Annotated in this window: 14 protein-coding genes; 13 read left to right on the forward strand and 1 reads right to left on the reverse strand. The window is 36.3% G+C overall.

The annotated features are described in order from the left end of the window. The coding region (locus M4Z11_RS02345) for an autotransporter outer membrane beta-barrel domain-containing protein (RefSeq protein WP_249675695.1) at positions 1-1,624 on the reverse strand (1,624 nt) is incomplete at its 3' end. Between the two features lie 294 nt (positions 1,625-1,918). On the opposite strand from M4Z11_RS02345, the gene fliF reads away from it, so the two are divergent. The 13 genes from fliF to flgD all read left to right on the forward strand — a co-directional run bounded on the left by fliF (position 1,919) and on the right by flgD (position 14,824). After that, entirely contained in the window at positions 1,919-3,583 is a 1,665-nt protein-coding gene (gene fliF, locus M4Z11_RS02350; protein WP_249675698.1) for a flagellar basal-body MS-ring/collar protein FliF, read from the forward strand. 14 nt (positions 3,584-3,597) lie between these two features. Then, positions 3,598-4,359, forward strand: a complete 762-nt coding sequence (locus tag M4Z11_RS02355) for a hypothetical protein (RefSeq protein ID WP_249675703.1) — start codon at positions 3,598-3,600, stop codon at positions 4,357-4,359. Further along, a complete protein-coding gene (locus M4Z11_RS02360; RefSeq protein ID WP_249675706.1) occupies positions 4,356-5,510 on the forward strand; it encodes a flagellar motor protein MotB in 1,155 nt (384 codons plus the stop codon). The genes M4Z11_RS02355 and M4Z11_RS02360 overlap by 4 nt, the downstream gene beginning before the upstream one ends. Next, positions 5,507-6,838, forward strand: a complete 1,332-nt coding sequence (locus M4Z11_RS02365; RefSeq protein WP_249675710.1) for a MotC family chemotaxis protein — start codon at positions 5,507-5,509, stop codon at positions 6,836-6,838. The genes M4Z11_RS02360 and M4Z11_RS02365 overlap by 4 nt, the downstream gene beginning before the upstream one ends. Beyond that, the gene (gene fliK, locus M4Z11_RS02370; RefSeq protein ID WP_249675713.1) at positions 6,835-8,091 is read left to right on the forward strand and encodes a flagellar hook-length control protein FliK; all 1,257 of its coding nucleotides are present in this window, start codon (positions 6,835-6,837) and stop codon (positions 8,089-8,091) included. Before M4Z11_RS02365 ends, fliK begins: the two co-directional genes overlap by 4 nt. Positions 8,092-8,140: 49 nt before the next feature. Then, the gene (locus M4Z11_RS02375) at positions 8,141-8,617 is read left to right on the forward strand and encodes a transglycosylase SLT domain-containing protein (protein ID WP_249676054.1); all 477 of its coding nucleotides are present in this window, start codon (positions 8,141-8,143) and stop codon (positions 8,615-8,617) included. Between the two features lie 263 nt (positions 8,618-8,880). Continuing rightward, complete coding sequence (locus M4Z11_RS02380) at positions 8,881-9,576, forward strand: response regulator transcription factor (protein ID WP_249675715.1); 696 nt, start codon at positions 8,881-8,883, stop codon at positions 9,574-9,576. A 196-nt stretch (positions 9,577-9,772) separates the two neighbouring features. After that, positions 9,773-10,981: a flagellar hook protein FlgE gene (locus M4Z11_RS02385; protein WP_249675717.1), complete on the forward strand. Its 1,209-nt coding sequence runs from the start codon at positions 9,773-9,775 to the stop codon at positions 10,979-10,981. A gap of 29 nt (positions 10,982-11,010) precedes the next feature. Next, positions 11,011-12,381: a flagellar hook-associated protein FlgK gene (gene flgK, locus M4Z11_RS02390; RefSeq protein WP_249675720.1), complete on the forward strand. Its 1,371-nt coding sequence runs from the start codon at positions 11,011-11,013 to the stop codon at positions 12,379-12,381. Between the two features lie 7 nt (positions 12,382-12,388). Continuing rightward, a complete protein-coding gene (locus M4Z11_RS02395) occupies positions 12,389-13,471 on the forward strand; it encodes a flagellar hook-associated family protein (RefSeq protein ID WP_249675723.1) in 1,083 nt (360 codons plus the stop codon). 17 nt (positions 13,472-13,488) lie between these two features. After that, a complete protein-coding gene (flaF, locus tag M4Z11_RS02400) occupies positions 13,489-13,857 on the forward strand; it encodes a flagellar biosynthesis regulator FlaF (RefSeq protein WP_249675725.1) in 369 nt (122 codons plus the stop codon). Beyond that, positions 13,854-14,297 (forward strand): flagellar biosynthesis repressor FlbT, encoded by a 444-nt coding sequence (gene flbT / locus M4Z11_RS02405; RefSeq protein ID WP_249675727.1) that lies wholly within the window; start codon positions 13,854-13,856, stop codon positions 14,295-14,297. Before flaF ends, flbT begins: the two co-directional genes overlap by 4 nt. A 17-nt stretch (positions 14,298-14,314) precedes the next feature. Then, a complete protein-coding gene (flgD, locus tag M4Z11_RS02410) occupies positions 14,315-14,824 on the forward strand; it encodes a flagellar hook assembly protein FlgD (RefSeq protein WP_249675730.1) in 510 nt (169 codons plus the stop codon). The last annotated feature ends 3 nt before the right edge of the window (positions 14,825-14,827 follow it).

Genomic DNA, 14,827 nt, shown 5'->3' on the forward strand with positions numbered 1-14,827 from the left:
CCCAATATGTTTGATTTTCACCAAACATACTTTGATCTTCACCGTGAGAGGAAGCTTGAGGACCGTAGGCGTTAAGAGTATATTTATAAGGAGAATTATTTATTGTGGTGTAACCATTTGCCAATTTAAAGGAGTCTTCATTTGCTTTCCCAGAAACTTGGATGAGTGAGACTCCACGTTCTTTTGCAGGAATAGAAGTATTTTCTGTTGTTTGCGTCTTTCCCTTGATACCGTTGACATAAACTGTCGTTGTACCTAAAGCACTACCATTAATTACAAGTCGATCTGTTTTTTGCTCTTTTGTTTTAAGTCCGTTACTCCATTCAGTATTGAAGTAAATTTTTGCATCACCTTTTGCATTATAGACTGTTGCTGGGTCATTTGCAACTATTGCAGGTCCTTCTGCTTTTTCTATTGCAAGTCCTACATGTAATACCTGATATTGATCATCTGTTGGTTTGTCAAAAACAATGCTACTGTTATCAAGATTAAGCATAGAAACAGAAGAGGTTGAACAAGTATGAATACTAGTATTGTTGATACGAGTTATTTCTTTTTTACTGATTTTTGGTGTCCATACTGTACCATTGCTCAGATTAAAGACTACTGTAAGACTTTCCGATACGTCAACCAAGGCACCACCTTCTAAAATTGAGTGATCTGCGTTTAATGTAAAATTTTGCAGGGGATATTTTCCTTCTATTAGAACATTAGAATGTATTTCTGAATTTTTAAGATTAAAGTTAATTAAATTTGTAGAAGAGGACGCTATAATACCAGCTGTTTCTGACTCGATTCGTACATCAGTTAATCTAATTTCAGTTCTTTTCTGTAAAATTCCTAATAATTTTCTATCTATTGCAAAATCTACATATCGATAAATCCCCACACCCTCTCCTTTCGCTTTGATAAAGCCTTTATTCATCATGAAGGTACCTCCAGTTAGAATGGAAACACCTTCTCTTTCTGCTTCAATTTGTACATTATTTACTTCAATCATGGATCCATTTTCAATATGTATACCTGTTTGCCCCTTAATAGAGCCTTTTTCCATTGTAACGATGCTGTTGTTATTAGCATGAATACCTCCAGTCTTTCCTTGGATTTGTATATCACCTAATTTAATCACACTATTATAACCCGCAGCTTGCACAGCAAAGCTTTGTGCTGTAATCAAACCTTTTTTCATTGTGATGGTAGCGTTATTTCCAGTATAAAGAGCTGTTACACCAGACTCAATTTGTACATTACCTAATTCGATCATACTGTTAAGACCATATGCTTCCGCAGAAGCTCCATTCTTATTTATAATAGAGCCTTTTTCCATTACGATAACATTGTTCGCCTTCATAGCAGAAAGAGCTGTGTATTCTGATTCGACTCGTACATCACCTAACCTAAACCTATTTCCTTTTCCTTTAAGGAGGACAGCAGTCTTATAATCAGTTGGTTTGATGGTACCTTTTTCTATCACAGTCTCGGTATTGTCCGCTTCAATAGAAAAATTTTCATAAATCACACCATTTATTTTGCTTTCCTGACTGTTTGCAGTTGTATGAGAGAACATTCCGAGATTTATAAATGTAGAACACACTAACATACATTTGATATATTTAAAATTCATTGATATAATCCACAGAAAAACCCCCATTGTTACAAGACTTCGATTAAGAGAGGAATTCTAACTTAGATTGTGTCTAAATTATGTCTAATTAAAATAAGAAAGATGAAATAAATAGTGAAATATACTTTATAAATAATCTTGCGATATAATTACATTATGGGCTTTTCTATCAAAAGCAGGCATCATTTTCACGCAAGTTTTGTTTTTTATGATTTAAGCAGTAGGAGTGGGGAAACAGCTGTTTCCCTTTAGTTTTACGTGAGATTTTCTTATTTAAAATAATGGTGCAAATCTATGTTTGATAAATTTTTGGCTTTTCTTTCTTCTTCTGGAAATGCTCTTCATAAACTAGGAGTAAAGCGCCTTATTGCGCTTGGTATGGTTGGATTAACTTTGTTTGGAACAATTTTGTTTTCTAGCTTTTATTTAACACGTCCTGTTTATGAAACACTTTATGTGGGTCTTTCTCGTGATGATGTGAATCGAATGGGAATGGCGTTGGGTGAAGCGGGGATTACTTTTGATGTTTCTTCTGATGGTAGTGTTGTTCAGGTTCCTGTAGGACAAGCAGAGCAAGCACGAATGTTTCTTGCTGAAAAAGGATTGCCAACATCAAATAATGCTGGATATGAATTGTTTGATAATATGGGGTCTTTAGGGCTTACATCTTTTATGCAAGAAATTACACGCCAACGTGCTTTAGAAGGTGAAATCGCACGGACGATTCAAGTTGTACAAGGTGTAAAGGCAGCACGTGTCCATATCGTTTTACCAGATAAAGGATCATTTCGTAAGGCTAATCAGAAGCCTACTGCTTCTGTTGTAATTCGTACTAATAGTGGTTTTGCAGTTGAATCTGCTCAGTCTATTCGTCAATTAGTAGCGGCAGCTGTTCCTTCACTTGAAGCAAGCTCAGTGACAGTAATGGATACGCGTGGACAGTTGCTTGCTTCTGGAGTGGATGCAATGAATGGAGCTCCGATAATGATGGCGTCGCTTGAGCAACAGGTTGCTTCGCAAATTGACGCGAATATTCGTAAACAATTGGTTCCTTATCTTGGTCTTGATCATTTTCAAACCAGTGTGCAAGTTGTTTTAGATACAGATCGCCGTCAAACGAATGAAACCGTTTTTGATCCAGAATCACAAGTTGTACGTTCTGTGCGTTCTGTGCGTGATCAAGCTGATAGCGAAAATAATCGCAATAGTGATGCTGTTGGTGTAGAACAAAATATTCCGCAAGAAGAAATTGCTAATGGTGGTGGAGAAAGATCAACGGATAAAAAAGATCGCCGTGAAGAAACAACTAATTATGAAATTAACTCTAAGACTATCTCTACAGTTAGTGATGGTTATAGTGTGAAGAAATTAGCTGTTGCTATCGTGGTAGATCGTGCGCGTTTGATTCTTCCAGATGGTACAAAGCCAACCTCTGAAAATGCTCTTAATGATGAAGTAAACCGTATCCAGCAGATGGTAGCAACGGCAGCAGGTCTTGATCCAAAACGTGGGGATATTATTAATGTTACAGCCGTTGATTTCGTCGGTCATTCTGAGTCCGATATGGCACCTGTTCAAACACCTATTTGGAAATCATTGTCACGTTATACATCTGGTTTGATCAATGGAGTTGCTTTAGTGATTGCTGTTTTCTTGATTTTATTCTTAGGTGTGCGTCCTTTGATGCGTGAAATGCGGGAAGGGAAAAAGGCACTTGAAAGTAATGAAAGTACTGTAGCTGGTCTTGGAAATATACCTGCTTTGGAACACCAATATCAAGCTAATGCAGAATTCGGTAGCGTTACAGGGACAAATAATGATACACTTAACAATTTGCGCAATCGTATGCGTGTTCCACCACAGGATCGTCTTGAGAAAATGATTGCAATGGATGAAGAACGTTTTGCTGGAGTTTTGCGTGAATGGGTCAATGACACCAATACAACTATGGCTGCGTAGAAGTGAAATGTTAAATGGAAGTGGTAAATGGAATGGAACAAATAGGTGAAAAACTTGAAAAACAAGTAAGTCTTCCGTTATCTTCTTTTTTGAGTGATTTTTCATCGCGCTATATTTCTCCTGAGGATATAGAGATTTCGCCTTCTGATGATGAAAGCGAACTCATGTATAATAACGAGAAGCAGGAAGATTTTTCATCATCCAATATTGAGTTTGCAAAAGAATATATGGAAGAGATATTATCTTTCGATCTTTCTTCTGAAGGCGTTGTTGATGTTGAAGTAGCCCGAAAGGAGGCTGTTGATCAAGCTGTGCAAGAGGCAACAGAAAAATTGCAAAAACAGTTTGAAGTGGAAAAAAAATGTATGGAAGAAGAGCATGCAAAAGCTATTGAAGCGGTTAAACAAAGTTTTGTTGAATCGCTAGGAGCTAATGTACAGCGTCAATTAACAAAGGATTTTGCCGATTTACGTCAAGAAATTTCTCAAGAAATTGCACAGGTTCTTTCCATATTTATTGGTGAAAAAATTACAGAAGAAGCACTTCAGGAATTTGCTACAAAAATGTTAGATCAGGCTCTTGGTGCAGAGAAACCTTTAGTCCTTGAGGGGAGTGAAGAATTATTTGAACAACTCAAAAAGCAGCGTGATTTTGATGCATCTCAATTTGAATTTCAACCGACCAAAAGTACAGAGATACGTTTACATCGTGGTGAAATGGTCATTGCTACACAGCTTACTCCATTGTTGATGACGTTGAAGGAGTTGATACAATGAAATCTGATGATCAACAATCTTCTTCTGAAATTATTATTGTTCGTCGTGGGAGACATGGAGATCATGATGATCATCATGGTGGTGTTTGGAAGATTGCTTATGCCGATTTTATGACAGCAATGATGGCGCTTTTTCTCGTTTTGTGGCTTGTTAACGTCCAGGATGATGAGGCAAAGGAAGCTATCGCAAACTATTTTAATCCAATCAAACTCGTAGATCCCCAAACAAGTAACCGTGGTATTCAACATAATGATATTGAACAAGATAAAAAAAGCTCTCTTGATCAAGAGCATAGAGATGATGCTCAGTCAGAAAAGTTAAATGCTACGGAGGAAGCAGAATTAATGCTCAATCCTTATCCTGGATTGGAAAAGATTGTTCAATCAGAATACTCCGCACAAAATCCTGCTGAACAGCAGTTCAAACAAGGGGATCTTGTAGGGCAGGGAGCTGGTGATTCTAAAGAAAATTTACAATTAGGAACAAAGCATCATGATCCTTTTTCACCATATTATTGGAAAGAAAATATTGATTCTTCTCAAAAAAGAAAAAACCAAAAGCAAAAAACACTGGTAAAAGAATCCACACAAGAAAATAATTTTTCTGAGAATACACGTACTCTTGCAAAAGACTTAACAGATTTAATAGAAGGGACAAATAGTGATATATTGGTTCATGTGAAGCCGATTAAAGAAGGAGTTATGATTGAATTAATGGATCAGCCGAAATATGAAATGTTTAAAGTTGGTCTGTCTGTTCCAACGGCGCGGACTGTTGATTTGATTGGTAGCATGGCAGGAATTATTGCAAAACATCAGGGAGATATAGTGATTAGTGGGCATACTGATGCGCGGCCTTATCGTAGTACTGTTTATGATAATTGGCAACTTTCGACAGCACGTGCACAGATGGCCTATTATATGTTGGTGCGTGGTGGTTTGGATGAAAAACGAATTTTGCGTGTTGAAGGTTATGCAGATCGGGATTTGAAAAATAAAAAGGATCCATATGCTGCTGAAAATCGGCGTATATCCATTTTTATACGAGATCCAAAAGGTGAACAAATACAGGAAAAATCGACATTAGGAACGTCTTCCTCTGAGGGGGCTATACAAGACAAATCAGTTTTTGAAAAGGAAAAAACACCATGATTGTGAAAAAGACATACTATGTCTATTTTCTATCTTTTGTGGTCTTTCAAGGAATTTTCATACAAGAGGGTAGAGCTTTTTTACAAAAGATAGGAAGAGATTCTCAGGAAGTTTTTGTTGCACAGGCAGAGCGTGAAATTAAAGAGCCCTCTATATTATCAAAAAATATTGTCTCTGAGCCAGTAAATCTTGTGCGTTCTTTACAAAATTTACAAGATAAAATTATATCAGGACAAGAGGAGGACCTGCAAAAACAACTACAGCTTTTGGGAGAAATTGGTGATAAATTTTTAACTTTTGATTCTAGTGTTTGGAAAGATAAGAATAATCTCTATGCGTTATTGATCTATCTTTTTAATGGTGGAAATCCTCGAGTAGTGCAAAGCATCCTAGAGAAATATGGGGAGGGAGTGATCTCACAAAATGTAATAGATGTTGCTTTGGCGTATGCATCTCATAAAAAAAACGCTTTTTTAAAGGCATATACACAATTAACTGAAAAAGATGTTCAATCTATTCCTCCTGCTTTATTTGCATCTATTGTGCTTTCTACAGTTGTTAATATTATAGAAAAAGATCCTGTTTTAGCTTTGAATAAACTAGATCAAGTAAGGCTTTTTGCTCCAGGAACTTTATTTGAAGAGGGTGCTATTCGTCGAGAACTAAAAGTTGCATCAATACTTGGTGAAATAGATCTTATAGCTTTATTAACTCGTCATTATGCGCATCGTTTTTGGAAATCACCTTATGCTTATGACTTTTGGCATGAGTTTATTCCCGCTATATTGCAGGTTGATGAAAAATTAAGTGTTGAGCAATTGGAAACATTGCTTGTTTATGCACCGACAAAAGTCCGGTTTATGGCATATATGGCAGTGAGTCGTGCTGCGTTAATTGATGCACGTATGGAAAAAGCGCAAATAAGTGCTCAGAAAGCTTTGGCATTAGCACGTGAGATCAGTGTAGATGATACATCCGCACGTCTATATTATGCTATGAGTCTTGCTGCTTCAATCGCTGCAGAAGAAGCTCTACAGATGATACAAAATATCGTCTACAAAGATTTATCAGAAAAAGATCGTTTTTTATTTATTGCTGCACAAGCTGTCGCAAAAAGAGTTATTTCTTTTCCGTTGGGTATTCTGAAAGAGAAAAAGGCACAAGTTGCATTACAACCGCAAAGTTACGAAGAATTAAAGTTAACCTTAGAAAAAGATGCTAAACAACAAAACACAACATCTTCTATAGAAACAGAAATAAAGCAGTTTATTCAACATACACGAGAAAAGATAAACGAAGTCGACCAAATTATTAGGATACAAAAATGATGATAAACGCTGATGGGTTGTATGGTCTCCTTTCTGTACAAATGGCTACAATAAGTAAAACTACAGCAGATAAAGTTGCAGTTCAATCAGAAGATTGTGCAGATAATCAACTACCTAAAACGTTTGATACGTTGCTTAAACAAAGTAAATTTGTGCAAGATAAAAATTTTCATGAAGATTCTTCGCTTATGTATATGGGGAAAGAAGCTTTAGGAGAGTCTGTAAAAAAGACAATTCTAGATGATGGTTTAGAGTATTTAAATGAAGTTATGGAACAGGATTCTTTAGATAAAATTATAGAGTTGGAAATATCAAAAGAAATTGTGGAACAAAATGTAATTAAAGCTTTTGAGAAAAAATTGCAAAAAGCAAAGCATAATTATATTGGTAATAAAGAAAATATTTCTCTTCAAAATTTTTTGAATCCACTTTATTTGGTGCAGAGGTTTATAAAGCAAGAAAAAATTGGAGAAAAAGTTAATGAGTATATAAAAAATGAGAGCACTATAGCTTCTATAAATGATGATATACAAGATCAGTGGGTTGCAGATATTCAAAAAGAATGTGCTGTTGAAGAAAAAATTCAAGTTAAAGCAATCGGCAAACATTTTCTTACACAACAAAAAATACCACAGCATAGTATACAAAATTTTGCACATGGAAGTGAATCCTTGATGCTACGTGTGGGTATGGAGATAGAAAAAGCTCAATTTCTTAAGAATTTAGAAATAGGGAATAGGCTTATTTTTCAAGAAGAAAAGCCTGATTTTATGATGCAGTTAAGTGGTGTTGATATTACGTGTAATAAAAAGGTTGGGGATGTAAGGATTCTGCATTTAAAACTCACACCTGTAGAGCTTGGGACAGTTGATGCAAAAGTGAGAATGACTGCGCAAGGGCTTCATATTGAATTATGTGCTCAACATCGGGAAACAGCGCGTCTTTTAATCAGCAATCAGCAGATGTTATCATATGTTTTAGAAAAGGCACATATTCATGATGGTGGTCATTTATTAATTAGTGTTGTTGATAAAAGTGCTCAAGTTGTTCTACAGAACCAATCTTTACAAATAGAGCAAGATAATAGCGGACAACATTTTGATGGTCAACATCAAGCGTTTGGTGATAATAAACAGAATGGAAAAAATGAATCAAAGCAATTTTTCAAGCAATTTTCTTTGTCAGATGCATCATTTTTGGATATTCCTCTTGAAGATATTTCCTCACGCACTTCTTATCGGTTGGTCGTATAGCATTATAATATTAAATTGTGCGGTAGCTAAGAATATTTGTGAAGCAGAAATGATTTCTGCTTCTAAACGCTATGGTGTACCGCTAGGCATATTATATGCAGTTGGTTTAACAGAAACAGGCCATAAAGAATCGCTCCAACCTTATGCATTGAATATTGATGGCAAAGCTGTTTTTGCAAAAAATCAAGCGGAAGCTTTACATATCTTTAAAAATGCTAAGCGTTATGGAGCAAAATTCATTGATATAGGTTGTATGCAAATTAATTATTATTACCACGGTAAAAATTTTTTTTCTGTTGTAGAAATGTTAAAACCTCGTCTTAATGTTGATTATGCTGCGCGCTTTTTAAAAAAATTGTACCAAAAAGAAGGCAGCTGGACTATGGCAGTTGCACGTTACCATGCAGGACCTAATAATGATCCAGCTCAAAAGCGTTATGTATGTCGTGTTATGCGTAACATGATTGCTAGCGGGTTTGGTCGATGGACACCTAATTCCCGATCATTTTGCGAAGGAGTTTTATGAATCATTATGACAAAAACAGTGAATCATTTTGATAAAAAAATGAAATTTTGTACCACTTTGAGACAATGATATCTTTAAAAACAACCAAAAGTTGTTTTTGTGTCAAAAAAATGCAACTAAAAATAGCAATTGTGTTTTTATGGATAATAAATCGTAAAAATAACTTGTATTTTTAAAAATTAAAGTTGTATAAATTTAAGAATATGTAGATTTTCCTGCGTATGCATTTTAAATTTTAGTTCTAAATTGCTGAGTGAGTGCTTATGATTGTTGTAGTAGATGACCGTAAATTGGTAACAGATGGCTATGCTACCTTATTTTCTCGCGAAGGAGTTGCTGCAACAGGTTTACCTCCTTCTGATTTTAGTGAATGGATTTCAACCGCCCCAGATAATGAGTTATCTTCAATTGAAGCAATTCTTTTAGGAAAATGTAAAAACCAAATTGAGTTACCGAAAGAGATTCGGAATTACAGCCCAACCCCAATTTTGGCCTTAACAGAGACAAATGCTTTAGAGCACACGATAGAACTTTTCCAATCAGGTATTGACGACGTAATCCGCAAACCAATTCACGTTCGTGAAATTTTAGCGCGAATTGCCGCTATTCGGAGACGAATCAGAAGCGATATACGAGGAACAAATACCGCAATTAAAATCGGCCCTATCAGCGTTTTTAATGACGGGCGAGACCCACAAATTAATGGGGTAAACTTCCCTCTCCCACGCAGAGAACGTCGCATTCTTGAATACCTAACAACAAACCCTGGCAGACGCGTCAACAAAACACAAATATTTAACGCTGTCTACGGTATCTTTGATGATACAATAGAAGAAAATGTTATTGAAAGCCACATAAGCAAACTTCGCAAGAAACTAACAACAAAACTCGGCTATGATATCATAGACTCAAAAAGATTCCTTGGTTACAGTTTAAAAATTAAAAATGACTTAGACTAAATTTATACTAAGATCTCCTCTGACTTTAAAAAATACACTTCAAATTAACATTTTAACCTGATCCCAAATACATAAAGATAAATTATGTTTTTTTTATGATCATATAATTTATTTTTATAAAAACATTTAAGCAAAAGCTTCACGTAAGGAAGTTTATTTATGGTAGTGTTATAGGCTAAAAATCATAGGAGATGATATGGGTATTTATGGAATGATGCGTACTGGTGTTTCTGGTATGAACGCTCAGGGGACGCGGCTGTCTGGTGTGGCTGACAATGTCGCTAATGTTGGTACAGTCGGGTATAAACGTACGAATGTTCAGTTTTCTAATTATGTAACGCCTTCAGGACAATATGCTTATGTTCCTGGTGGAGTGAAGAGCCATATTGGTCATGATATTTCGATTAGTGGTCCGGCGCATGCAACAGGTCGTTCTGGTGATGTGATGATTCATGGAAATGGCTTTTTTCGTGTTGCAGATGAAAATGGAAAAGAATTTTTAACGCGTGCAGGGTCTTTTACACGCGATAAGGATGGGTATCTTCGTAATACTGCAGGGTATTATCTTTTAAATGAAGATGGAGAAAGAATCCAAATTAAAGGTGGTCCAACCGATTTATTCGGTCCTGAAGCGACGACGAAAATTGATTTTAAAGCAAACTTTAATCCGAGTGCAAAGGTTGTGATGCCGAAGGATGGTCAAATTGATCCTGATAATCCTAAAAGTTATAGTCAGAAGAAGTCAATGACGACTTATGACAGCCAAGGTAAAAAGGTGCAGGTTGATTTTTATATGAGAAAAACCGATGAAAATAAGTGGGTTGTTGATGCTTATTCTAACGGAGAAAAAGTTGGCTCTACAAAGTTTAATTTTGATAAAGAAGGAAATCTTATAGAGCCTACAAAAGAATTTAAATTAACATTGCCAGATAGTGAAGGGCAAACTTTTGAGGTCAATGTTAATTTTGGCGGGGTGGGGGCAGATTCCTTGGTGACGCAAAAGGGCAATTTATTTGCTTTTGAAGCGGAAGCAGATGGTATGGAGTCGGGAGCCTTTGATGGTTTTACTTTTGGTAAAAATGGTGAAATTGAGGTTATGTATTCCAATCAAAAAACGCGGATTATTGGGTATGTAGGCATGACGACTGTGGCTTCACCAGAAAGTTTAACTTTTTTAGGTGGCTCTGCTTTTGAAACTAATAGTCAGACGGGAGCTCAAATGATGGGACGTCCTGGTGATGGTGTCTTTGGTACTCTATCTTCTGGTTATTTGGAGGATTCAAACGTTGATATGGGCGATGAACTGACAGATATGATTGAAGCGCAACGGAATTATACAGCGAATTCCAAAGTATTTCAAACGGGTTCGGAGTTGATGGATGTTATTGTTAATTTGAAACGATAATGTAAACACAATCAAAAGGGGATAAGATTATGTCGCTTAACTTAGCACTTAACTCAGCCCGAAACTCGCTAAAAGCAACTACAGGTCGACTTGATACTGTTTCGCGTAATGTCGTGAGAGCAGGTGATCCGAATTATACGCGTCGCACTTCATATTTAGAATCGGGGCCGGGGGGAGCGGTTCATGTTGTTGTGCGTCGTGATGGTGATATCCATTTGTTGAATAATTATTTGGTCAAAGCAAGCGAAGCTGCTGCTGCTGGCAGTCTTTCTAATGGGCTTAATCGTTTATCTGATATTTATGGAGCGGATAAATTTTCAAATTCACCTTCTAAATTGCTTGGTGAATTTCAAAAAGCACTTCAGTCGTATGCTAATGATCCACAACAGCGTTCTAATGGAGAAGCAGCAGTTGATCGTGCTCGTGATTTGGCCAAAGGATTGAATACAGGAAGTCGTGAAATTGAGAAATTATGTAATGATGTGAATAGTGATATTGAAGATTCTGTTAATTACATCAATGATTTATTGCAAAAATTTCATGAGATTGATCAGCTTGTGGTGCGGGAGAGAAATGCAAATCGAGATGATAGTGTTTATATGGATCAAAGAGATTCTGTTTTAAAAGAGTTATCTCAAGAAATTGGTATCAATACAGTTAATCATTCTGATGGAACAATATCCATTTATGGTATGGATGGCAGTACTTTGTATGATAAAATACCACGGACAGTATCGTTTCAATTCAGTACTTCTTTGCCACCTGGTATTTCTGGAAAACAGGTTTTCATTGATGGTGTCCCTTTAGGTCATTCATCTTTTATTGATCCTAATGGAGGAGGTAATCTCGGCGGTTTATTGAAGCTACGTGATGATATTATACCACAATATCAAAAGCAGTTAGACGGAATAGCACATGCTTTGATGCAGATGTTTCCTGGCCCTCCTTCTTTATTTTTAGATGGAGATCAGCTGAGTGATCAGATCAGTGCTTTTGAGGGGCTAGCAGGAAGGATACAACTTAATCCTATATTTGACAGCAAAACAGAGGGTGGTGGTCCAGAACATTTTGGTGATAATCTTCAAGAATTAGTAGATGCTTTTAATAAAAAACAGAAATTTGGAATAGGTACAGGTTTGGGTCCAGAGCAGTCAATTATGGATTTTGGTAAAAACTCAATAGGTTGGCTTGAAGGTTTACGGTCAAATGCAGACAAAGAATCTAGATATCAGGGTGCAATGTTTTTGCATGCTGCTGAGGCATTATCCAATGCAACAGGTGTTAATACGGATGATGAATTAGCTTTGATGTTACAATTAGAGCAGACATATGGAGCAACCTCTCGTATTATCAGTACGGTTGGTAAAATGTTAGATGATCTTCTAGCAGCAGTTAGGTAGGTGTAAAGTGAGAGTTTCTTCAATTTCGACATATGTTTTAAACAATGCACGGCGTAATATAATTTCTGAAGGGCAGTCTGATTTGATGAAAGCGGGCTATGAAATGGCTACTGGACAGGTGTATGATCCAGGTCTTGCATTGGGGCATAAAACAGGACGCTTAATGGATCTTGAGAATCAGATGAGTTATCTCGAAGGTTATAGTACGAGCAATAAACTTCTTTCATTAAGACTATCTTCTGTGCAGGTTGCGATTCAAAGCTTAATTGCATCAGGTGATAAAGAAGCAACACCAGGGGCATTGACTATTTTTAATAATATGCTTGTAGGTGATGCAGGAAATGCAACACCATCTGCAGCGCAAGCTGTTGCCCAAAATTCTTTGGGTGCATTTATTTCGGCTTTAAATACCAATTTTAATGGTGAGTATGTATTTGGTGGAATAAATACGAGTGAACCGCCGTTAAAGTTTTATAAAGTAGGTGGTGAAACGGGTCCCAGTAAAATTGTGCAAGAGACGTTTGAGAATTTTCTAAATGGTAGAAAACTAGAAGATCTCACCAGTGAAGAGATGGAAGAATTTATTGATGGGTCCTTTAGCGATTTATTTAATGAAGAGAATTTTAAGGAATTTTTTTCAAATGCTCAAGATGGTTCTATTGAGAAGCACATTGCATCCAATGGTGATAAGGTAGATGCTGCGGTAAGTGCTAATGAAAAAGGTTTCCGTGATGCTATGAAAAATCTGATTTTAGTAGCAGAATTTGGTGATATCGGTTTATCAAAAGAAGCACAAGAAAGTCTCTTTTCAAGAGCACGAGTGTCTGCCGATGATACATCTACAAGCAGTGCTGTAGATAAAATTATTGCAACAGCTTCTAGAGTGGGAAGTACAGAGGCAAGGGTGAAAGGGGCTACGCAACAAATTGAAACTCAAGTAGGCCTTCTCAAAGGAGCACAAATTAATATGATTGGTGTTGATGCGGCAGAGGTCGCTCAAAAAGTCAAAGCTTTGGAGGCTATGTTAGAAGCTTCTTATACTTTGACAGATATGATAAGACGATTAAGTCTTATTAATTATTTAAAATAAAGAGGTTAAGCTGTTTAATGTATCAAATGCGATATGAAGATATCATGGAAGATGATGCAATGAGTGCACGTGAGCGTGAACGGTTTTTGTTTGATCGCTGTATTAAGCTTCTTTTAGCTGCAAAAGCGAAAGGTCCTGGTACGTGTGAAGCTAAGGATGCAGTTCAGTTCGCTCGAAAGCTTTGGGTTATTCTTATTGAAGATCTTGGGCAGGCAGCAAATGCCTTACCACAGGCATTGAAAGCATCTCTCATTTCTATTGGTTTTTTTATTTTAAAAGAAATTCAGAAATTAGATGAAGGAGAGATTACTGATTTTGATGTTCTTGTTGAGATCTCTGAGTCTATTCGTGATGGTTTGGCAGAAAATGCGGAGATATGTGAATGAGCAAGAAAACAATTCATTTGACACTCAAACCAAATGAAAGAATCTTTCTTAATGGTGCTGTATTACGAGTGGATCGTAAAGTAACTTTTGAATTGTTGAATGATGCAACTTTTCTTTTAGAAGGGCATGTTTTACAAGTTGAAGATACTGATACTCCTCTTAAACAGCTTTATTTTTCTGCTCAGCTTATGTTGATTAATCCAAATGAAGCGGAGAAAGCATTAACTGTGTTTGTTGATCTGTTAAAAAAATTACTTCAAACTTTTACTGATTGTGACCTTTTGAAAGGCTTAAAGGAATGTATTTATTTAACTGAGCAAAATAAAATTTTTGAGGTATTAAAAGTTCTCCGTAGTTTGTTTCAGAAAGAAGCACAAATTATGGGTAAAATATCTTCAACAAATTCGACAAGTATGAATGTAAGGCAAGTTAGAATATAATATTAACGAGGTGTGATATGGTATTGGATGCGGTTAGTGCTCTTAGAAGTTATTCTCAAGATAGTGGTGGACAGCCGGAAATAGCTGGAGCAAAGAGGAATGCAGATTATGATACGTTTATAAAGCTGTTGGTAGCACAGATGAAAAATCAAGATCCAACAAATCCTATGGATTCAACAGAATTTGTGGCGCAGTTGGCAAGTTTTTCATCTGTTGAACAAGGTATAAAAATGAATGAGACACTTGCCCAGATGCTTTCTAATGGATCAATCAACGGGGCAGAGGGCTATGTTGGCAAATATATTCAATTTACAGATGAAAAAGACACAGTTATTGAAGGATATGTGGTTTCTATTGATATTTATAGTGATGGTATAGTTGCAACATTGGACAATGATGAAAAAGTTGTTATTGGTCCAGGTGTTAAAGTTATGGCTGAAAAACCTGATATAGAGAATGATAAACCTGGTGAAAATGGTGATAAAATTGAAGCTGATGGTCGTAAATCTTATGTTGGTAGGTTTTAGAGT

The sequence above is a fragment of the Bartonella bilalgolemi genome (assembly GCF_023500045.1).
GTDB classification, from domain to species: domain Bacteria; phylum Pseudomonadota; class Alphaproteobacteria; order Rhizobiales; family Rhizobiaceae; genus Bartonella; species Bartonella bilalgolemii.

Excerpts from the sequence above, each read along its gene's own strand:
- fliF (WP_249675698.1), top strand. The coding sequence starts at position 1,919 with ATGTTTGATAAATTTTTGGCTTTTCTTTCTTCTTCTGGAAATGCTCTT.
- M4Z11_RS02355 (WP_249675703.1), top strand. The coding sequence starts at position 3,598 with ATGGAAGTGGTAAATGGAATGGAACAAATAGGTGAAAAACTTGAAAAA.
- M4Z11_RS02360 (WP_249675706.1), top strand. The coding sequence starts at position 4,356 with ATGAAATCTGATGATCAACAATCTTCTTCTGAAATTATTATTGTTCGT.
- M4Z11_RS02365 (WP_249675710.1), top strand. The coding sequence starts at position 5,507 with ATGATTGTGAAAAAGACATACTATGTCTATTTTCTATCTTTTGTGGTC.
- fliK (WP_249675713.1), top strand. The coding sequence starts at position 6,835 with ATGATGATAAACGCTGATGGGTTGTATGGTCTCCTTTCTGTACAAATG.
- M4Z11_RS02375 (WP_249676054.1), top strand. The coding sequence starts at position 8,141 with ATGATTTCTGCTTCTAAACGCTATGGTGTACCGCTAGGCATATTATAT.
- M4Z11_RS02380 (WP_249675715.1), top strand. The coding sequence starts at position 8,881 with ATGATTGTTGTAGTAGATGACCGTAAATTGGTAACAGATGGCTATGCT.
- M4Z11_RS02385 (WP_249675717.1), top strand. The coding sequence starts at position 9,773 with ATGGGTATTTATGGAATGATGCGTACTGGTGTTTCTGGTATGAACGCT.
- flgK (WP_249675720.1), top strand. The coding sequence starts at position 11,011 with ATGTCGCTTAACTTAGCACTTAACTCAGCCCGAAACTCGCTAAAAGCA.
- flaF (WP_249675725.1), top strand. The coding sequence starts at position 13,489 with ATGTATCAAATGCGATATGAAGATATCATGGAAGATGATGCAATGAGT.
- flbT (WP_249675727.1), top strand. The coding sequence starts at position 13,854 with ATGAGCAAGAAAACAATTCATTTGACACTCAAACCAAATGAAAGAATC.
- flgD (WP_249675730.1), top strand. The coding sequence starts at position 14,315 with ATGGTATTGGATGCGGTTAGTGCTCTTAGAAGTTATTCTCAAGATAGT.